The following is a 19,120-nucleotide window of genomic DNA, read 5'->3' as shown; positions in this document are numbered from 1 at the left end:
CCACCGGTGGCGCACCCATGCTCCTCACGAAAGAACTCGGCGTCGTCGAGAACTCCTACTACGAAGCGAGCGTGACGCGCCGGGCGCCCGAGGGCGCCCTGGCCGAGCGCACCCGGGCCGACGTCTGCGTGGTGGGCGGCGGCTATGCCGGCCTGTCGGCCGCGCTGGAGCTCGCCGACCGCGGCTACGACGTGGTGCTGCTGGAAGCGCAGCGCGTCGGCTGGGGCGCCTCCGGACGCAACGGCGGCCAGGTGATCGTCGGCTTCGGCAGCGACGGCGAATGCGCGATCGAGAAGCAGTTCTCGCGCGAGGACGCGCGCCGCGCGTGGGACGTGTCGGTGGAAGGCCTGCACCTGGTGCGCGAGCGCATCCGGCGCTTCGGCATCGAGTGCGAATACCGGTCCGGCTACCTCAGCCTGGCCGTCAAGCCGCGCAAGGCCCAGGCGCTGCGCCGCTGGATGGAGCACGTCGACAGCGCCTACGGCCATCCGCTGCGCTGGATCGGCCCGGGCGAGATCGGCCAGTGGGTGGCCAGCGATCGCTTCCACGGCGCCGCGTACGACGAGGCGTCGGGCCATCTGCACCCGCTGAAGTACTGCCTGGGCCTGGCGGAGGCTGCGCGCGCGTGCGGCGTGCGCATACACGAGAACTCGCCGGTGTTCGTGGTGGAACGCGGCGCCAGGCCGCTGGTCAAGACGGCGCAGGGCGAGTGCGAATGCCGCTTCGTCGTGCTGGGCGGCAACGTGTACCTGGGCGAATACGGGGACGCCATCGCGCCGGAGGTGGCCGCGCGCATCATGCCGGTGGGCACCTACATGATCGCGACCGAGCCGCTCGCGCGCGAGCGCGCTGATGCGCTGATGCGCGGCCGGCCCGCCGCGTCGGACACCAATTTCGTCCTGGACTACTTTCGCATCAGCGCCGACGACCGGCTGCTGTTCGGCGGCGGCGACAGCTACAGCGCGTCGGCGCCGCGCGACATCGTGGCGCGCATCCGCTCCAGCATGCTCAAGGTGTTCCCGCAGCTCGCCGGCGTCGAGATCCCCTACGCCTGGGGCGGCTTCGTCGACATCAGCATGAACAAGGCGCCGGATTTCGGCCGGCTGGGCGACAACGTCTATTACCTGCAGGGCTTTTCCGGCCACGGCCTGGCGCTGGCCGGCATGGCGGGCAAGCTGGTGGCGCTGGCGATCGCCGGCCAGGCGGAGCGCTTCGACCTCTTCTCGCGGATCAGGCACCACGCCTTCCCCGGCGGGGCGCTGATGCGCACGCCGGCGCTGGTGCTCGGGATGATGTATTACCGGCTGCGGGACGCGCTGTAGGGTCTGGCCCGCCGCCAGGCGACATGAACCACGGGAATGGGGGTGCCCACCATTTCGGCGACGCAGGGGTGACAATCGCCCCTGGACCCAGGCCGCGCCCCCGCTGCCACCCGGCCGGCCGAAATGGGCGTACCAGGATCGCGAGACGCTGACGGGAGCGAGGCTTCCGAGACGACAGACGAAGGTCCAGGGCCGGGCCGAGGACCTTCCAAGCAAGACAAGCGATGAAACGTGTTGATGATTTCCGCCTGAAACTGGGCGACAGGGACTATGTGCCGATCATGATCGGCGGCATGGGTGTCGATATTTCGACCTCGGAGCTGGCGCTGGAGGCGGCGCGCCTGGGCGGCATCGGCCACATTTCCGATGCGATGGTCCACGACGTGTCGGACCGCAAGTTCGACACCACCTTCGTCAAGGACAAGACCCGGACCTACAAGTTCAACATCAACAACCTGAACAAGGCCGTCGTCCAGTTCGACATGGACCGGCTGGCGGAAGCGACGATCAACCACGTGCGCTCGACCATGGAGGCGAAGAGAGGTGACGGCCTCGTCTTCGTCAACTGCATGGAAAAGCTGACCATGAATGCGCCGCGCGAAACCCTGCGCACGCGCCTGTCGGCGGCACTGGACGGCGGCATCGACGGCATCACCCTGTCGGCGGGCTTGCACCTGGGTTCCTTCGGGCTGATCGCCGACCATCCGCGCTTTCGCGATGCCAAGCTGGGCATCATCGTGTCGTCCGCGCGTGCGCTGCAGTTGTTCCTGCGCAAGAACGCCAGGCTGGACCGGTTGCCTGACTATGTCATCGTCGAAGGACCGCTGGCCGGCGGCCACCTCGGCTTCGGCATGGATTGGGCCGAATACGACCTGCACACCATCATGGACGAGGTCCACGCCTTCCTGCGCGCCGAGCAGCTTGCCATTCCGGTCGTTGCCGCGGGCGGGATCTTCACCGGGACGGATGCCGTGGGCTTCCTGGAACAGGGCGCAGGCGGCGTGCAGGTGGCGACGCGCTTCACCATCACGCACGAATGTGGCTTGCCCGTCGACGTGAAGCAGGAATACCTGAAGGCCACCGAGGACGACATCATCGTCAACGGCATCTCGCCGACCGGCTACCCGATGCGCATGCTGAGGAACACGCCGGCGATCGGTTCGGGCATCCGTCCGGGCTGCGAATCCTATGGCTACCTGCTCGACGCCAACGGCAACTGCGCCTACATCGATGCCTACAACCGCGAAGTGCTGGCCCATCCCGACCAGAAGACCGTCGTGGTGATGGACAAGACGTGCCTGTGCACCCACATGCGCAACTTCAATTGCTGGACCTGCGGCCATTACACCTACCGCCTCAAGGACACCACCCACAGGAAGGCCGACGGCACCTACCAGCTGCTCAGCGCCGAGCATGTGTTCAAGGACTATCAGTTCAGCGTAGGCAACCAGATCGCCTTGCCGCCGCGGGAGGAGCAGGCCTGAGCGCGGCTTGCGGCGTAGGACATCCCTGCCTCGCATGCGAGGTGCTCCGGCGAGGACTGATGCCCCTTCCGGCCAGGATTGAAGCCGCTCAGGGTGGCGCGGGGCGTGATGGGCGAGGTGCCGTTGTCGACGATGGCTGGCCCGTGCGGGCCTGTAATCGCTCGATGACCTTGAGCGTCTCCGTGACGTGGCCCTCGGGGCTCATGCTGTCGTGCGTGAACACGATGCGGCCGGACCCGTCGATCACGTACGACACTCGCGCCGCCATGCTGCGCGAGAAGGTGCTGGCCGCGTCGTAGGCCTGGATCACCTTGGACCGCGCATCGGCCGCGACGGCGAACTGGTTGCGGCAGGCCTCCACCGAGAAGCGCTTGAGCGTCTCGATCGTGTCATTCGAGATGCCGATCACGGTGGCGCCCAGTGCACGGAAGCGTGGCGTCGCCTCGGCGAAGGCGTTGGCCTCGATGGTGCAGCCTGTCGTGAATGCCTTCGGATAGAAGTAAAGCACCACCGGGCCCTTCGCCAGGGCCTCCGACAGCTTGAACGTGAACGGACTGCCGCCGAGGGCCGCTTCGGCGGCGAAGTCCGGCGCCTGGTCGCCCACCTTCAGCACCGCGAAGGCAGGCTGCGCGGCGAAACCAGCAAGCAGCAGGGTCATCGGCGCGAATTGCATGAGTCTCATCACTTCACCCCTGGCAGTTGCAAGCAGCGCCATTCTCACTCCTGGAGGCCGGGAAGGGCTGCGTTGATGGATCCCAATGCGCCGAGCCCGGCATTTGCCGGTCCCGCACTCGCATCATGGCGACGAAATGCAGCGCTTCGCGCTGCGCGTCCGTCAGCTTCCGGAAAGAGGTGACAGGCTCTGCGCCGGGCGGCGCAGGGTCGGGTCGAACGGGTTGACGCGCGGCCCGATGGCGGCTGCCTCGCGGCGCAGCAGGTCGACGACGGCGGGCAGCCGGTCCTCGCTCAGGCGCGAGGCGATGGTGCCTACGCTCAAGGCCGCGATCGCTCGTCCGGTGTGGTCGAGGATCGGCACGGCCACGCCGGCCATTCCTTCGAGCAGGCCCGTGTTGCGGCCGGCGTAGCCAAGCTGGCGCACTCGCTCGATCTCCGTGCGCAGGTAGACCTCGTCGAAAACGCCGTACTCGCGCACCCGCGGCAGGTTGAAACGGATGACCTCTTCGCGCTCGGATTCCGGCAGCATGGCGAGGATCGCCATGCCGCCCTGGCCGACGCCAAGCGCGATGCGACCCCCGATGTCGCCGGTGAAGGAGCGGATCGGAAATGGACCTTCCGTCCGGTCGAGGCAGACCGCGTCGAAACCGCTGCGCACCAGCAGGAAGATGGTGTCACCCAGGCTGGCACAGAGTCGCAGCAGTGCCGGTCGGCACAGCGCGCGCAGGCCCATGGAATCGCCGGCGCGGGCTGCCAGCGTGAAGAAGTCCATCGCCAATCGGTACCGCTTGGTCTGGGCATCCTGCACCACGACCTTCTCGGCGGCCAGCGTCTGCAGCAGCCGGTGGGTGGTGGCCTGCGTCTGGCCGGTCGCCTTCGCCAGGTGCGTGACGCGCCCGCCTTCCAGCTGGGCATCCGCCAATGCGCGTACCAGGGCGATCGCGCGGCTGACGCTGCTGGCCGCACCGCTCTCGAGTTCAGCCGGCGTCCGTTTCCTTGCAACTGCTGGAATCATCTATCAATTCCTGATTAATAAATTCCGGACAACGGAACATATCAGAAATAAATCTTGAGCAGTGGAATTCCCTGTTGACCGGCGGTTTTTCGCGCCGGTAGCATGGGCACCGGTCAACAGTTCACTTCATTCGGTTGCCTGTGGAGCTGCAATGTCATTCCTGAAGCTGACGGACGTCGCCAAGTTCTACGGCGGCGCGGCCGCGGTGATCGATATGAATCTCTCCGTCGACAAGGGGGAGTTCGTCTCGCTGCTGGGGCCGTCCGGCTGCGGCAAGACCACCACGCTGCAGATGATCGCGGGCTTTGCAGCCGTGACCACGGGGCGGATCGAGCTGGCGGGGCGCGACATCACGCACGCCAAGCCGAACACCCGGGGGCTCGGGATCGTGTTTCAGAGCTACGCGCTGTTTCCGCACATGACCGTGCGCGACAACGTCAGCTTCGGACTGGAGATGCTGCGCATCGCAAAGGCAGAGCGCGCCGAGCGCGTGGCCGCGGCGCTGGCCCTGGTGCACCTCGAGCCCTATGCGGCCCGGTATCCCAGGGAGCTGTCCGGCGGCCAGCGCCAGCGCGTCGCACTGGCGCGCGCGCTGGTGATCGAGCCCCCCGTGCTGCTGCTCGACGAACCGCTGTCGAACCTGGACGCGAAGTTGCGCGAGGAAATGCAGTTCGAGCTGCGACAGATCCAGCGCAAGGTCGGGACGACGACCATCATGGTGACGCACGACCAGACGGAGGCCATGTCGATCAGCGACCGCGTGGTCGTCATGGAGGCGGGCCGGGTCACGCAGATCGATCGCCCGCACCGCTTGTACGAGCATCCGCAGACACGCTTCATTTCCAGCTTCGTCGGCAAGGCCAACCTCCTGGACGGCGTAGTCGACCGCGCCGGCGCCTCGGTGAAGATCGGGCCGCTGTCGCTGCCGCTCGAAGGACACGGACTGCCCGAGGGCCGGCCAGTGGCCCTCAGCCTGCGGCCTGAAAAGATCCGCTTCGCCCCGGCCGGAACGGGCTTGCTGGAGGGCAACGTGGACGAGCGGTTCTTCCTCGGCAGCCAGTGGCTGTATCGGGTGAGCACCAGCATCGGCGAACTGGTCGTGGTCTGCCCCAACGACGGGGAACGCCCGGTCGAGGAAGGCTCGAGCGTTGGCCTGGACTGGACCGCCTCGCAGGTTCGCGTGCTGGCCGTCGCGGAATCGACCCCCACCGAAACCGATCGCGCGAGCGGACAGTTCGCCGCCGCGTCGGCAGCCTGAGGGTTCCGGGATGAACGCCGTCGCCGCCGCAGCGCCCGCCAGTTCGTCACGCCGGCGCCTGGACGATCCCTGGCTGCTGTCGGCTCCGGCATTGGCCTTGTTCGCATGCCTGCTGCTGGTGCCGCTGGCGCTCACCGTGGTGCTTTCCTTCCAGGTGTTCGACCACAAGACCGGCGTGCAAGCCGCACTCACGCTGTCGCACTACGGAGCCATCGCCACCGACGACTATTACCTGGGCATCTTCTGGCGCACCTTCTGGATCTCCGCCCTGGTGACGCTGATATGCGTGGTGATCGGCGCGCCGGAGGCCTATGTCCTGAGCCGCATGCGCGCGCCATGGCGCTCCATCCTGCTGCTGGTCGTGCTGGCCCCACTGCTCGTGTCGGTGGTCGTTCGCGCCTTTGGCTGGAGCATGCTGCTGGGACCGCAGGGAATCGTGAACAACGCGTTCCGCTGGCTTGGGCTGCCGGCGATGCGCATCCTGTACACGGAGGCGGCCGTCGTCATCGCGCTGGTGCACATCATGCTGCCGTTCATGATCATCCCGGTCTGGACTTCGCTGCAAAAACTTGATCCGGGCGTGGAGGACGCGGCGCTGTCGCTGCGCGCGTCGCCGTTCACGATCGTGCGCCGGATCATCTTTCCCCAGGTGCTGCCCGGCATTCTCTCGGGCAGCCTCATCGTGTTCGGGTTGAGCGCCAGCGCGTTCGCGATTCCCGGCCTGCTCGGCGGGCGAAGGCTCAAGATGGTGGCGACGCTGGTGTACGACGAATACCTGCACGAGCTGAACTGGCCGCTTGGCGCCGCGCTGGCGCTGACGCTGCTGGCGGCCAACCTCATCGTGATGCTCAGCTACAACCGCGTGGTGGAGCGCTCCTACAAGAAGGCGATGGGCTAGCCATGTCGAGAAACGGTCCCCTGGCCCTGCTGTTCAACGCGCTCGTCGTGAGCTTCATGCTCGCGCCGCTGGTCGTGGTGTGCGTCGTCGCATTCACCCCGGAAAACACGCTGACGATTCCGACCACGCATTTGTCCCTGCGCTGGTTCAAGGCGGTGTTCGCCCACCCGGATTTCGTCCAGTCGTTCAAGAACAGCCTGGGGCTGGCCGCAGTAGCCGCCACGCTGTCCACCGCGCTGGCGGTGCCGGCCGGCATCGCCATCGCGCGTTACAGCTTTCCCGGCCGGGACTTCCTCAATGCGCTCTTCCTGTCGCCGCTGATCATTCCGCACCTGGTGCTCGGGGTTGCCTTGCTGCGCACCTTCACGCTGATCAACGCCACCGGGAGCTTCTTCTGGTTGACGCTGGCGCACGTGGTGATCATCACGCCCTACGTGCTGCGGCTCGTCATCGCCGCCGTGGAAGGTACCGACCGCAGCGCCGAGCAGGCGGCGCTGTCGCTCGGGGCGAGCCATGCCACCGTGTTCCGCCGCGTGACGCTGCCGATGATCCTGCCCGGAGTGACGGGCGGCTGGCTGTTGGCTTTCATCAACAGCTTCGACGAAGTGACCATGTCGATCTTCGTCACCTCGCCCGCAACCGTCACGCTGCCGGTGCGCATGTACATGTACGCCACCGAGTCGATCGATCCGCTCATGGCGGCGGTGTCGGCACTGATGGTGGCGCTCACGGCTGTCGCGATGCTGGCGCTCGACCGCGTGTACGGCCTCGACAAGATCCTGGTGGGGCAGCGGTGAGCCAGCGCAATGCAAGGGAATCCATGAGCTTGTTCAAACGCCTGGCCGAGCGCAGCCGGCCGGCGGTTCACTTCACCCTGGACGGCCAGCCGCGTACCGCGCTGCTCGGAGACACCGTCCTGACCGCGATGCTGACGGGCGGCGAGCAGGTGCGCCGCAGCGAATTCAGCGGCCAGCCGCGCGCCGGCTTCTGCCTCATGGGCGCCTGCCAGGACTGCTGGGTCGACACCGAGGCCGGCGAGCGCCTCCGGGCCTGCTCCACGCTCATCCAGGACGGCATGCGGCTGCTCAGCGGGGGAGCGCCGGCATGACGCCTGCGCTGCCGCCGGTCATCATCGGAGCCGGGCCTGCCGGCGTGCGGGCCGCCCAGACGCTGCTCGCGCACGGCCTGCGCCCGGTACTGCTGGACGAGGCGCCGCGCCCCGGCGGCCAGATCTACCGGCAGCCGCCGATCGGCTTCGACCGCCCGCGCTCTTCGCTGTACGGGTTCGAGGCGGCGCGCGCCGCCTCGGTTCACCAGGCGGCCGAGAGGTTCATCGAGCAGATCGACTATCGGCCGGACACGCTGGTGTGGAATGCCGCGCACGGGCGGCTCGATCTGCTGCGCGGCGGCAGCACCGACAGTCTCGCGTACGGCCAAGTGATCGTCGCCACTGGCGCCACCGACCGCGTCCTGCCGTTTCCGGGCTGGACGAAGCCGGGCGTCTACGCCCTGGGCGGCGCCCAGGTGGCGCTGAAATACCAGGGCTGCGCAATCGGCGAGCGGGTGGTGTTCGCCGGCACCGGCCCGCTGCTCTATCTGGTGGCCTACCAGTACGCCAAGGCTGGAGCCACCGTAGTGGCCGTGCTGGATACGGCACCCTGGGGCGCGAAGGTGGCGGCGCTGCCGGCGATGGCGCGCAATCTGCCGGTGCTCGCCAAGGGCCTTTACTACCGCGGCTGGCTGCGCCTGCACGGCGTGCCAGTCCACGAAGGCGTGACGCTCGAGGGCGCGCGTGGCGGCGGCCGGGTTGAATCGATGCACTGGCGCCGTGGCGGCAGCGCTCATTCAGCAGGCTGCGACGCCGTCGCCTTCGGCCATGCGCTGCGGCCGGAGACGCAACTGGCCGACCTGCTTGGCTGTGAATTCGCGTACGACGAACTCCAGCGGGCGGCCGTCCCGCACCGCGACGCCGCCGGACGCACAACCGTTGCGGGCGTATACGTCGCCGGTGATGGTGCCGGCATCATGGGGGCGGACGCTGCGGAGTGGGCGGGCGAGCGCGCGGCACTGGCTCTGCTGGCAGACAGAGGCACCGCCGTTGACGCGGCGCGGGCTGCAACGCTCGAGGCGAAGCTGGCCCACGCGGGGGCGTTCCGGCGCGGGATCGAGCGCGCGTTCCCGTTTCCCGAGCAGTGGGCGGCACAGGCCGCCGACGACCTGGTGGTCTGCCGCTGTGAGGAAGTCACGGCAGCCGAGCTGCGCCACTGCGTGCGCGAGACGGGCACCTCGGAGATCAACCGGCTCAAGGCGCTGACTCGGGTGGGCATGGGCCGCTGCCAGGGGCGCATGTGCGGCACCGCGGCAGCCGAGATCCTGGCGCAGGCCTGCGGCCGCCCCGCCGGCCAGGTGGGGTTCCTGCGGGCCCAGATGCCGATCAAGCCGCTGCCGTTTGCCGCGCTGCGGCCGCGCGGGGGAGACGTCGAATGAAGGAGCGCATCAGCACCGACGTCGTGGTGGTCGGCGGCGGCATCGTCGGAGCTTCCGCGGCACTGTTCCTGCGCCGCCTGGGCGTTGCCGTGGTGCTGCTGGAACGTGATTTGTGCGGCTCGCGATCCAGCGGCGTGAACTACGGCGGCGTGCGGCGACAGGGCCGGCCGGTCGCGCAGCTGCCGCTTTCACAACGGGCGCACATGATCTGGGCCCAGCTGCCTGAGCTCGTCGGCGGCGACGGCGAGTACCTGCGAACCGGTCACCTGAAGATCGCGCGCAGCGAGTCCGACATGACGGTGCTGGAGCGTTACCGCGACAGTACGCGCGATTTCGACATGGGGCTGCAGCTGGTGACCGGGCGCGCGCTGCGCGAGCGATGCCCGTGGCTCGGCGCAGCCGCAATCGGCGGTTCGCTGTGCCCCGAGGACGGGCAGGCCAACCCGCGCCTGGTCTCGCCGGCATTCGCGCAGGCGGCGCGCCGGCTGGGGGCCGACATCCGCGAGGGAATGCGGGTCGACGAGGTGGGCCACGACGGGAGCGGTTTCGTGACGCGCTGCGGGGCCGCGCTCGAGGTGCGCAGCCAGTTCCTTCTCAATTGCGGTGGTGCCTGGGCCGGGGCGATCGCAGCGCAGTTCGCCGAGCCGGTGCCGATGCAGAGCGGACATCCGCAGATGGCCGTGACCGAGCCGCTGCCGTTTTTCATGGATGTCAGCCTCGGCGTGGAGGGCGGGGGCGTCTATGCGCGGCAGATCGCGCGCGGCAACTGCGTATTCGGCGGTGGCCGCGGGTATGCGCTGGACGAGCTGCGGGCTCGCACCAGCAGCGCCGAGCTGAGCCACCTGATGCAGCAGGCAGTGGCCTTGGTGCCTCGATTGCGGGAAGCCTGCGTCATTCGCACCTGGAGCGGGACCGAAGGCTACCTGCCCGACCGGCTTCCGGTGATCGGCCCGAGCGACAACACCCCGGGCCTGCTGCACGCCTTCGGCTTCGCCGGCGGCGGATTCCAGCTCGGTCCGGCCGTGGGAGCCGTTCTTGCCGACCTGGTGCGCTACGGCAGCACGGAAACGCCGATCGGCGCCTTCTCGATCTCACGATTCTTTCCGGGCAGCGGCACGATCCCGGTCGGGCCAGCCCATTTCGCAACGGCCGCAACTCAGGAGACTCCATGAACACCGGCATCCGCTTCCCGTCCGCTCGCATCACCTCCACCTCCCTGGCCCTGCTGGCGGCCACGCTGGTCGGCGCCGCCCATGCCCAGCCCAGGACGCTCTACATCGGAATGAACGGGGGCACGATGGAGAAGACCTACACGGAGCACGTGTTCGGCCCGTTCGAGAAGGCCAACGGCGTGAAGGTCGTGGTGGTCCCCGGCACGTCTTCGGACATCCTCGCCAAGGCCCAGGCCAACAAGGACAAGCCGCAGATGCACGTGATGTTCCTGGACGACGGCGTGATGTACCGCGCCATCGGCATGGGCCTGTGCGAGAAGATGCAGCCCAACCCGGCGCTGTCGGACCTGTACCCGACCGCCCGCTTCAAGGGCGACATGGCAGCCGGCGTGAACGTAGGCATGACCGGGATTGCCTACAACACCAAGATGTTTGCCGAGAAGGGCTGGGCCGCGCCCACTTCGTGGATGGACTTCGCCGATACCAGGTACAAGGGCAAGGTGGTGTTCCAGTCGCTGTCCTCGTCCACCTTCGGGCTGCACGGCTTCCTGCTGTTCAATCGCATCCAGGGCGGCAATGACAAGAACGTCGAACCGGGCTTCAAGGCCTGGCAGAACACCATAGGCCGCAACGTGCTGGAGTACATCCCGAGTTCGGCCAAGATCGCCGAGATGGTGCAAACCGGTGAGGCGGCAATGTTCCCGCTGACGCCGACGGCCGTGGGCGTGCTCAAGGGCAAGGGCCTGCCGGTCGAGTACGTCCAGCCCAAGGAAGGCTCGGCCGTGCTCACGGTGGCCGAGTGCGTCATCGCCGGCAACAGCGAGCCGGCACTGGCCCAGAAGCTCGCGCAGTACCTGCTCACGCCGGAAGCTCAGGCGCTGGCCCTGCAGCACGGAGACCAGATTCCGTCGAATGCAAAGACCAAGGCCACTGGCGCCGCCGCGGCGCTCGTGGCGAAGATGACCGAGTACATGAAGACCGCGAACACCGTCGACTGGGATTCGATCAACGAGAACCGTCCCGCCTGGAACGCTCGCTGGAACAAGACGGTCGAACGCTGAAGCCAGTGGCACGCGCGGCGACCCGGTTCGCCGCGCTCTTTGAGTCCGGGAGGTCAACATGAGCTACGCCGCCGAGATCGCGCGCATCCTTCAACAACTTGGCGTCGCGCCTGGTGCCAGCCATGGCAGCGGCGAGTCGCTCAGCGTGCGCACGCCGATTGATGCCAGCGTGCTGGCTGTCCTGCCCGCAAGCACTGCGGCGGACCTGGAGCTGGCGATCTCTCGCGCCGCCGCGCACTACGCGACCTGGCGCGACGTTCCGGCGCCTCGCAGAGGCGCGGTGGTGCGTCGCTTCGGCGAGCTGGTACGCGCCCACAAAGCACCGCTGGGTCGTCTCATCTCGCTGGAGACCGGCAAGATCGCGCAGGAAGGGCTCGGGGAGGTGCAGGAGGTGGTCGACGTCTGCGAATTTGCCGTCGGCCTGTCGCGCCAGCTCTACGGCCTGACGATCGCCAGCGAACGTCCCGATCACAAGCTGCTCGAGACATGGCATCCGCTGGGCGTGGTCGCTGTCATTTCGGCGTTCAACTTCCCCATGGCGGTGTACGCATGGAACGCGGCGCTCGCACTGGTCTGCGGCAACACGCTGGTGTGGAAACCATCCGAGAAGACGCCGCTCTGCGCGCTGGCGCTCAATGGGCTGCTGCAGACTGCCTTGATGGAGGAGGGTTTCGACGGCGCAATCGCCGAGGTGGTCTTTGGTGACCGGACCGCCGGCGAGGCGCTCGTGGCGCACCCGGCCGTCAGGTTGGTCAGTGCCACCGGCTCCACTCGCATGGGACGTGACGTTGCCATGGCCTGCGCTGCGCGGTTCAAGCGTTCCCTGCTGGAACTCGGCGGCAACAATGCTGCCATCGTCTGCCCCTCGGCCGACCTCGAACTCGTTGTCCGCGGCGCCGCCTTCGCTGCAGTGGGCACGGCGGGGCAGCGCTGCACCACGCTGCGGCGCCTGATCGTGCACCGATCCGTCCATGCCGAGCTGGTGCAGCGGCTGGCCGCCGTGTACGCCCGCTTGCCCATCGGGAATCCGCTGGAGGACTCGACGCTCGTCGGACCGCTGATCGACGGCCATGCGTTCGAATCGATGCAGGCGGCGCTGGCCGCCGCTCGCGCGCTCGGCGCCACCGTTCACTTCGGCGAGCGGCTGGCTGGACTGGCGCCGGCCTGGTATGTCAGGCCGGCCCTGGTGGAGATGCCGCGCCAGGCCGGCCCGATGCTGGAGGAAACCTTCGCGCCGATCCTGTACGTTACGGCGTACGACTCCTTCGAGGAAGCGATCGCCATGAACAACGCCGTGCCGCATGGCCTGTCGTCCGCCGTCTTCACGCGTGACCTGCGAGAGGCGGAGCTGTTCACGTCGGCGCGCGGCTCCGATTGCGGCATCGCCAACGTCAACATCGGCACCAGCGGCGCCGAGATCGGCGGAGCGTTCGGCGGCGAGAAGGAGACTGGAGGCGGGCGCGAATCGGGCTCCGACGCCTGGAAGGCCTACATGCGCCGTGCCACCAACACGATCAACTACGGATCGAGCCTGCCACTTGCCCAAGGCATCCGCTTCGACGTGACTGGCTGACGAGAACTGCGCGCCGCCCGAACCGGCGGCGCCGCATGCCGGGGGGTCGGCCCGGCGCGGGGAACCGGCGTTCCGCGATTGCGGGCATCATGGCGCATCACAGGGAGAAAGCCATGGACGAGGAAGAGCTGAACAGCAGCATCCGCAAGTTCCTGAAGATGGTGGGCGTCAGCTCACAGCGCGAGATCGAACACGCCGTCGCGCGGGCCGTGCAGCAGGCGGCGATCTCGGGCACGGAAACCTTTCCCGCCCGCATGACGCTGGAGATCGATGGGCTGCGCCTGAAGGCCGAATTCGATGGAGAGATCCGACTGGGGGCGCCCGGCGCCGCGCCCTGAAGTCGTTCAGCGCTGCACCAGCACGCCAAGGACCACCGCGCCATTCAGCAGGATCCAGCCGATGCAGGCGACGTAGATCGCCTTGTCGCGCCGGGCCAGCCCGTGGATGAACCAGAGGCAGGCTCCCAGCAGGTACGTGCCCCAGGACAGCAGCGACACGCCGGCGACCTGCCCGTCAACCCACACCGTCCAGATCTGCGGCAGTGTCATCACCATCGTCGCAACGGACACGAAGGGCAGGATCTTCGCGACCGGGCTGGCCGGTGCGTCCGCTGTCTGCGGGGCGCCAGGTCCGTGAGCCATGTGACGCTCCTTGATACCGAAATGGCGACATCATGCCGCGGCCTCCGATTGGCTGGGAGCAGCGGGCAGCGGCAGCTTCGGGTCCGGCAACCGTGGAGGACGGGCCACTCTCCGACTGGCAGAAAGTGTTCGACATCAACGTCCTGGTTATGTGCGCGTCATCCGCGCGGCCCTGCCATGGCTGCGCAGATCGCAGAATGCGGCCATCGTGAACATGTCATCCTGCACCGCCGGTACGGGCCTGCGCCGGCGGGTGCTCTACCCGGCGACCAAGGGCGTCATTCCGCGCGGTTCGCCCGTCGGGCGCGCTCGGACAGCACTCGCGGCAAGCTCTCCTCGATCCAGTCGGAAAGGCTGCGCACCCGCGCGGCGGCCTCGCGGCCGAGGGCGGTCAGGCTGTATTCGACGTGCGGGGGCACGACCTCGTAGGCGATGCGGTCGAGCAGGCCATCGCTCTCCAGGCGCTGCAGCGTCTGCGCCAGCATGCGCTCATTGATACCGCCGATGGCCCGTTTCAGTTCGCTGAAACGCAGGGTTCCGGTTTCCAGCACGAGAAGGACCAGCACACCCCAGCGGCTGGTGATGTGCATGAGGATCTCCCGCGAGGGGCACGCGTCGGCCAGCACATCGCCCTTGCGGAGCAGGCGCGCGCCCGACCGCGGCGGTCTCTTCGCTGCGGCCGTGAATCGGAGTTCCTGACTTACCTTCATGTAAGTACTTCCGTAAAGTAAGCGTTGATTCTACAGTGGTGTCATCATTCACGAAGGAACAAGACATGACTACAGGGATCACCGGCGCCACCGGGCAACTCGGCCGCATCGTCGTGGACAAGCTGAAGATGAAGCTTCCGCCGTCGGACATCGTCGCCCTGGTCCGCTCGCCGGAGAAGGCGGCAGATCTGGGCGTGCAGGCCAGGGCGGCGGACTACACGCAGCCCGGAGCGCTGGCGGCGGCCTTCGCCGGCATCGACACCCTGCTGCTCATCTCCTCGAGCGAAGTGGGTCAGCGCACGAGCCAGCACCGCAACGTGATCGAAGCCGCGAAGAGGGCGCACGTGAAGCGGATCGTGTACACGAGCCTGCTGCACGCGGACACCTCGCCCCTGAGTCTCGCGGGCGAGCATCGCGAGACGGAGAGCATGATCCGCGGCTGCGGAATCCCGTTCACGGTGCTGCGCAATGGTTGGTACATGGAGAACCACACGGCATCCGCAAAGGCCGCGTTGTCCGCGGGCGCCCTCATCGGAGCGGCGGCGGACGGCCGGATCGCCGGTGCAGCTCGCGAGGACTACGCCGAGGCGGCAGTCGTCGTGCTGACGACCCTCGGTCATCAAGGCAGGACGTACGAGCTGGCCGGCGATGCTCCCTACACGCTGGCCGACCTCGCTGGGGAGATCGGGCGGCAGGCAGGCAGGAACATTCCGTATCGCGATCTCGGGGAGGCCGGCTACGCATCGGCCCTGGAAGCCGCCGGGCTGCCGGGATGGCTGGCGCAGGCACTGGCCGCGTGGGATGCGGACGCATCGCGTGGCGCCCTTGACGAACGCGGCCATGCGCTGTCCCGGTTGATCGGGAGACCGACTACGCCGCTTTCTGCCGCAGTGGCACGCGCGCTCGCGTAGCGCCGCAAGCTCGCGCCCGTGCGAGCGCGACGTGGGCGCGAGCTCCGACGGTCTTCCGAAAGCGCTGGCTCAGGAGGAACGCGCCAGGTTGGTCTTGCGACCGGAGCCACCAAGGGGGCCGGAGGGGAGTTTGTTCCTCGAGGCAAATTTCTTGCCTCCGCTGTGGAGCTTGTTGGCAGCCGCCCATGCGCGCGTCCCAACCTCGGGAAGGGCTACGCCCTTCTTCTCGCGGCCTTTCCTGATGGCGCCCGCTTGGCGCTCTTGCTGGTCGGTGTCGACGGACTTGATCCCTCGCGACATGTCGGTCTCCTCAGGTTGACTTTCCGCAGTGCCGCACATCGCGGGTCGCGCAAGCCCCGGCAGCGCTCCAGCGTCGGTGCCATTTGCGCCCTCAGATGTTGGTCTGCTCGGGTGGTGTGTTCGGCGGCATGGATGGCACGTCCTCGGCTCCCGCGCTGCTCGACACAGGCGGCGCCATTCCCAGCAGGTAGCTTGTCATGCTGAGCGAGCCAAGCGTGCGACCCTCGGCGAAGGGGCTGGCCGTCTCGCCGCAGGCGACGCACAGCCCGGCCAGGTACGCCAGCGGCAGGAAGTGTTCGGGGGTGGGAACGGCCAGCGCGTAGTCGGCGTGCCGCTGCGTATCCGCCAGCGCGGCAGGCCGCGTCGTCATCGCCTCGCGCACATGGGCGTCGAATCGGTCCGCCCACTCGAAGCCGCGGTCGCCGTGACTCCAGGCGATACGCCGCAGGTTGTGGACCACGTTGCCGCTGCCGACGATGAAGACGCCCTTGTCCCGCAGCGGGTCCAGACGGGCCGCCAGGTCCATGTGGTATCCAAACGGCGCGGCGGCATGGATGGAGAGTTGCACGACCGGTATGTCGGCCTGCGGAAACACGTGCGCGAGCACGGACCAGGTACCGTGGTCAATCCCCCAGCTGTCCTGGTCGAGCCCGACATGCGAAGGCTTGAGCAGGTCGACGATTTCCTGCGCGACTTCCGGGCTGCCGGGCGCGGGGTAGTCGAAAGCGAACAGCTCCGGCGGGAAACCATAGAAGTCGTGGATCACGCGCGGCTGCGGCATCGCGGTGACAGCGGTGCCATTGATGAACCAGTGGGCCGAGACGGCAAGGACGGCGCGCGGGCGCGGCAGCGCCGCGCCGAGGTCGCGCCAAGCCTGTGTGAAAGCGTTCAGCTCGAGCGTGTTCATCGGCGACCCGTGGCCGATGAACGCGGCCGGCATGCGGGCGGGGAGCGATGCGTTCATGGTCGTCCCACTGTAGCTGGATCATCGCCGGCGTGGGGCTCAAACGCCTGCGGCCCTTGCAGCCACCCCGTTGCACCGCCCAGGTCGTTATGGAAGACCCGGTAACGCGGGCCCAGGCCAGCCCCAGCTGCGTTTGCCAGCGCGCTCGCCCTCGGGGGTGCTTAGCGACTGATGCGCGACGCGACGGTCGCGGAAGCGAACGTCTCGCCGGCGGCGGCCGCACGGCCGGACAGGTAGCCGGAGCCGCTGTCTTCGCCGGTAAAGGCGCTGACCAGTTTGCGGTCTTCGAGGTACTCGGAGCGAACCTGCTCGCGTCCACGGTCGCTGCGGAACTGCAGCAGCGGGTTGTAGCTGGTGGACGAGGGATTCGTCACGGACGAGATCGCGGGGATGTCCCGCGCGAAAGAGGGAGGCACAGCAACGCGCAGGCTGCCCGAGAGCGCTTCGGGCGCCCCGGCGCCGAATCCCTGCGCTTGTTCAATGGCCGCGACGGAAAGCGAGCAGGCCGCCGGCGACGGCGCTGTGCTTGTTGAAGCTGACCTGCTGCATCATCTGCTGCGCCTCAGGAATGGCCCAGCAGTTGTGGAACAAGAGCGCGGCCACCAACGTGAACTACATTTTTTAGCCGAACAGCTTCGTCGCGATGGTCGCGACGTGTTTGCCCTGGTAGCGCGCCATCCCCAGTTCCTGCTGGCTCGGCATGCGCTCGCCCTGGCCGCCGGCGATGGTGGACGCGCCGTAGGGGCTGCCGCCCTTGATCTCGTCGAGCCCCATCTGGCTCTGCTCCGAATACGGCAGCCCGACCAGGATCATCCCGTGGTGCAGCAGGGTCACGTGCGTGGTGAGGATCGTGCTCTCCTGGCCGCCGTGCTGCGTGGCGCTGGAGGTGAAGACCGAGCCGACCTTGCCGATCAGCTTGCCCTGCGCCCACAGGCCGCCGGTCTGGTCGAGGAAGTTGCGCATCTGGCCGCTCATGTTGCCGAAGCGCGTGGGCGTGCCGATGATGATCGCGTCGTAATTGGGCAGTTCCGCCGGCTGGGCCTCTGGCGCCGCCTGGTTCTGCTTGCCGCCCGACGACTTGAAGACGTCCGCTGGAACGGTTTCCGGCACGCGTTTGACGTCGACCTGGGCGCCGCTGACCTGCCGGGCGCCTTCCGCGATCGCGTTTGCCATTGCTTCGATGTGGCCGTAATAGCTGTGGTACAGGACAAGAATCTTTGCCATGCTGTTCTCCGCTTCGATGGGTCGAAAGAGGCAGTCTATGGGGTTCGGCACACGCGGTGGTCACCGCCACGCGCATGACATTGCTACGATCCGCGTACGAATGACGCGCGCTCGGCGGCGCCGGTTTCGAGAGGATGCGTATGGCATTCCGCTCCACACCGATTTTTCGCCCAATCTCGAGTGAGCGGTCTTTGTCGTGACTGACGCCCCATGAACGAAGCCTCCGTGATTGTCTCGCGACCCGTGCGCCCGGAAGCGCTCGTACTGCTGTTCCATGGGGTCGGGTCGACAGCCGACAACCTGGTGCCGCTTGGCGAACTCGCCGCCCGCGAGCGGGCGCACGCGATGGTCGTCAGCGTCTCTGCGCCACACCCGTCAACGCCGGGTGCGGGCCGGGAATGGTTCTCCGTGATCGGCGTGACCGAACAGGGCAGGCCGGATCGCGTCCGCGACGCCATGCCGTCGTTCCTGGAGGTCGTTTCCATGTGGCAGGCCGAGGCCGGCGTCGACGCGTCGCGCACCACGCTCGTGGGATTCTCGCAAGGCGCCATCATGGCGCTGGAGGCAACGCAGGTCGCTGACTTGTCGGGTCGTGTCGTGAGCCTCTCCGGACGGTTTGCGCAGCTGCCGCGGCGCGCCCCTGACGGAGTCGTCTTCCGCTTCGTCCATGGCGCCGTGGACCCTGTCATCGACCCGCGGTTCAGCGTGCAATCTGCGCAGACTCTGCGGGCGCTGGGCGCGGACGCGACGGTCCAGCTGCTGCCCGGCCTTGCCCACGGCATCGACGCGCGGGCGGCGCGGCTTGCGATGGAGGCTTTGGCATGAAGCTCGAATTGCGCGTTGATGCCCAAGGCTATCGGCTGTCGCTGGATGGTCAGCTGCTGGCACACCTGGGCGGTGGAGCCGCGGCGCTGCTTGCGGGTGCGGGTCCGCGGCTGCGCGAGGCCGACCTCGAAGCCGCCATCGAGCGGGCGGAAGATTGGCTCATGCCCAGTAGCAGGTCCTGGCAGGGCATGGAAATTTGGGTGAGGGACGACGCTGGACGCCTGCGGGCCGGCATGGGCGGGGCGCAGTCGCTCACGTCGGACGAGGTGGAGCGCGCCTTCTCGTGCGCCGTCGATGATGCCACCCGGGGTCGCGCCATCTCCGCGGAGTTCGTGGCAGACCTCCTGCTGTTGCGCGAGTTGGTCCACCACGGCAAGGTCACGCGCGTGCATCTGGAATGACTCGCGCCGTAGGTGAACCGTGGGCGCCGCGCGTGCCCGCGGTGCGGCTGCAAAAGGCTCAAGCTCCGCCGCCGCCGCCGTACGCCGGGTCAGGCTTCGAGCCCTAGTCCCACCCCAGCGCAGACTTGAAAGTTCGCCATCCCTGTGGCGCCAGTTGCGGATGTGACAGTCACCTTGGCGGCGACTGCGACACATGGAG

The 19,120-nt window shown here is 67.8% G+C and carries 23 protein-coding genes; 14 read left to right on the top strand and 9 right to left on the bottom strand.

What is annotated here, in order from left to right; all coding sequences use genetic code 11:
• Positions 1–17 precede the first annotated feature (17 nt).
• Together RAMLITH_RS07640 and RAMLITH_RS07635 are read left to right on the top strand one after the other, a co-directional pair.
• On the top strand, positions 18–1,322 hold the full coding sequence (locus RAMLITH_RS07640; RefSeq protein ID WP_168106780.1) for an NAD(P)/FAD-dependent oxidoreductase: 1,305 nt from the start codon (positions 18–20) through the stop codon (positions 1,320–1,322).
• Positions 1,323–1,546: 224 nt separating this feature from the next.
• Positions 1,547–2,806, top strand: coding sequence for a nitronate monooxygenase (locus RAMLITH_RS07635; RefSeq protein ID WP_168106779.1), 1,260 nt, complete (start codon positions 1,547–1,549; stop codon positions 2,804–2,806).
• An 88-nt stretch (positions 2,807–2,894) separates the two neighbouring features.
• On the opposite strand, the gene RAMLITH_RS07630 is transcribed toward RAMLITH_RS07635, so the two are convergent.
• Both RAMLITH_RS07630 and RAMLITH_RS07625 read right to left on the bottom strand, forming a co-directional pair.
• Positions 2,895–3,488 (bottom strand): peroxiredoxin, encoded by a 594-nt coding sequence (locus RAMLITH_RS07630; RefSeq protein WP_181017760.1) that lies wholly within the window; start codon positions 3,486–3,488, stop codon positions 2,895–2,897.
• Between the two features lie 153 nt (positions 3,489–3,641).
• Positions 3,642–4,496 (bottom strand): IclR family transcriptional regulator, encoded by an 855-nt coding sequence (locus RAMLITH_RS07625; protein WP_168106778.1) that lies wholly within the window; start codon positions 4,494–4,496, stop codon positions 3,642–3,644.
• A 151-nt stretch (positions 4,497–4,647) separates the two neighbouring features.
• Between RAMLITH_RS07625 and RAMLITH_RS07620 the strand changes: the two genes are divergently transcribed.
• From RAMLITH_RS07620 to RAMLITH_RS07580, 9 genes are all read left to right on the top strand, one after another.
• Positions 4,648–5,754 carry an ABC transporter ATP-binding protein gene (locus tag RAMLITH_RS07620; RefSeq protein WP_168106777.1) on the top strand — a complete coding sequence of 369 codons (1,107 nt, stop codon included), beginning with the start codon at positions 4,648–4,650 and terminating at the stop codon, positions 5,752–5,754.
• A gap of 10 nt (positions 5,755–5,764) precedes the next feature.
• Positions 5,765–6,652, top strand: coding sequence for an ABC transporter permease (locus RAMLITH_RS07615; protein ID WP_168106776.1), 888 nt, complete (start codon positions 5,765–5,767; stop codon positions 6,650–6,652).
• 2 nt (positions 6,653–6,654) lie between these two features.
• Positions 6,655–7,449: an ABC transporter permease gene (locus tag RAMLITH_RS07610; protein ID WP_168106775.1), complete on the top strand. Its 795-nt coding sequence runs from the start codon at positions 6,655–6,657 to the stop codon at positions 7,447–7,449.
• 23 nt (positions 7,450–7,472) lie between these two features.
• Entirely contained in the window at positions 7,473–7,760 is a 288-nt protein-coding gene (locus tag RAMLITH_RS07605) for a (2Fe-2S)-binding protein (protein ID WP_168106774.1), read from the top strand.
• Positions 7,757–9,139, top strand: a complete 1,383-nt coding sequence (locus RAMLITH_RS07600) for an FAD/NAD(P)-dependent oxidoreductase (RefSeq protein WP_168106773.1) — start codon at positions 7,757–7,759, stop codon at positions 9,137–9,139. The genes RAMLITH_RS07605 and RAMLITH_RS07600 overlap by 4 nt, the downstream gene beginning before the upstream one ends.
• On the top strand, positions 9,136–10,311 hold the full coding sequence (locus RAMLITH_RS07595) for an NAD(P)/FAD-dependent oxidoreductase (protein WP_168106772.1): 1,176 nt from the start codon (positions 9,136–9,138) through the stop codon (positions 10,309–10,311). Before RAMLITH_RS07600 ends, RAMLITH_RS07595 begins: the two co-directional genes overlap by 4 nt.
• Positions 10,308–11,372 (top strand): ABC transporter substrate-binding protein, encoded by a 1,065-nt coding sequence (locus RAMLITH_RS07590; RefSeq protein WP_168106771.1) that lies wholly within the window; start codon positions 10,308–10,310, stop codon positions 11,370–11,372. Before RAMLITH_RS07595 ends, RAMLITH_RS07590 begins: the two co-directional genes overlap by 4 nt.
• A gap of 58 nt (positions 11,373–11,430) precedes the next feature.
• A complete protein-coding gene (amaB, locus tag RAMLITH_RS07585; RefSeq protein ID WP_168106770.1) occupies positions 11,431–12,945 on the top strand; it encodes an L-piperidine-6-carboxylate dehydrogenase in 1,515 nt (504 codons plus the stop codon).
• 113 nt (positions 12,946–13,058) lie between these two features.
• Positions 13,059–13,283, top strand: coding sequence for a DUF6494 family protein (locus RAMLITH_RS07580; protein ID WP_168106769.1), 225 nt, complete (start codon positions 13,059–13,061; stop codon positions 13,281–13,283).
• 6 nt (positions 13,284–13,289) lie between these two features.
• On the opposite strand, the gene RAMLITH_RS07575 is transcribed toward RAMLITH_RS07580, so the two are convergent.
• Positions 13,290–13,586 (bottom strand): PQ-loop repeat-containing protein, encoded by a 297-nt coding sequence (locus RAMLITH_RS07575; protein ID WP_168106768.1) that lies wholly within the window; start codon positions 13,584–13,586, stop codon positions 13,290–13,292.
• Positions 13,587–13,864: 278 nt separating this feature from the next.
• Positions 13,865–14,296 carry a winged helix-turn-helix transcriptional regulator gene (locus tag RAMLITH_RS07570; RefSeq protein ID WP_168106767.1) on the bottom strand — a complete coding sequence of 144 codons (432 nt, stop codon included), beginning with the start codon at positions 14,294–14,296 and terminating at the stop codon, positions 13,865–13,867.
• Between the two features lie 65 nt (positions 14,297–14,361).
• Between RAMLITH_RS07570 and RAMLITH_RS07565 the strand changes: the two genes are divergently transcribed.
• On the top strand, positions 14,362–15,207 hold the full coding sequence (locus RAMLITH_RS07565) for an SDR family oxidoreductase (protein WP_168106766.1): 846 nt from the start codon (positions 14,362–14,364) through the stop codon (positions 15,205–15,207).
• A gap of 69 nt (positions 15,208–15,276) precedes the next feature.
• On the opposite strand, the gene RAMLITH_RS07560 is transcribed toward RAMLITH_RS07565, so the two are convergent.
• The 5 genes from RAMLITH_RS07560 to wrbA all read right to left on the bottom strand — a co-directional run bounded on the left by RAMLITH_RS07560 (position 15,277) and on the right by wrbA (position 17,695).
• Complete coding sequence (locus RAMLITH_RS07560; protein ID WP_202883247.1) at positions 15,277–15,507, bottom strand: hypothetical protein; 231 nt, start codon at positions 15,505–15,507, stop codon at positions 15,277–15,279.
• Between the two features lie 91 nt (positions 15,508–15,598).
• On the bottom strand, positions 15,599–16,447 hold the full coding sequence (gene ygiD, locus RAMLITH_RS07555; RefSeq protein WP_168107200.1) for a 4,5-DOPA-extradiol-dioxygenase: 849 nt from the start codon (positions 16,445–16,447) through the stop codon (positions 15,599–15,601).
• Between the two features lie 185 nt (positions 16,448–16,632).
• On the bottom strand, positions 16,633–16,845 hold the full coding sequence (locus tag RAMLITH_RS07550; protein WP_168106765.1) for a hypothetical protein: 213 nt from the start codon (positions 16,843–16,845) through the stop codon (positions 16,633–16,635).
• A gap of 103 nt (positions 16,846–16,948) precedes the next feature.
• A complete protein-coding gene (locus tag RAMLITH_RS26045) occupies positions 16,949–17,074 on the bottom strand; it encodes a hypothetical protein (RefSeq protein WP_272954161.1) in 126 nt (41 codons plus the stop codon).
• Between the two features lie 18 nt (positions 17,075–17,092).
• Positions 17,093–17,695 carry an NAD(P)H:quinone oxidoreductase gene (gene wrbA / locus RAMLITH_RS07545; RefSeq protein ID WP_168106764.1) on the bottom strand — a complete coding sequence of 201 codons (603 nt, stop codon included), beginning with the start codon at positions 17,693–17,695 and terminating at the stop codon, positions 17,093–17,095.
• A 210-nt stretch (positions 17,696–17,905) separates the two neighbouring features.
• On the opposite strand from wrbA, the gene ypfH reads away from it, so the two are divergent.
• Both ypfH and RAMLITH_RS07535 read left to right on the top strand, forming a co-directional pair.
• Complete coding sequence (gene ypfH / locus RAMLITH_RS07540; protein WP_168106763.1) at positions 17,906–18,520, top strand: esterase; 615 nt, start codon at positions 17,906–17,908, stop codon at positions 18,518–18,520.
• The gene (locus RAMLITH_RS07535) at positions 18,517–18,921 is read left to right on the top strand and encodes a hypothetical protein (RefSeq protein ID WP_168106762.1); all 405 of its coding nucleotides are present in this window, start codon (positions 18,517–18,519) and stop codon (positions 18,919–18,921) included. The genes ypfH and RAMLITH_RS07535 overlap by 4 nt, the downstream gene beginning before the upstream one ends.
• Positions 18,922–19,120 lie beyond the last annotated feature (199 nt).

This window comes from Ramlibacter lithotrophicus, from assembly GCF_012184415.1.
GTDB classification, from domain to species: Bacteria; Pseudomonadota; Gammaproteobacteria; order Burkholderiales; family Burkholderiaceae_C; genus Ramlibacter; species Ramlibacter lithotrophicus.
The sequence above is the reverse complement of the archived record's forward strand: the minus strand, read 5'-3'. Positions and strand labels throughout refer to the sequence as shown.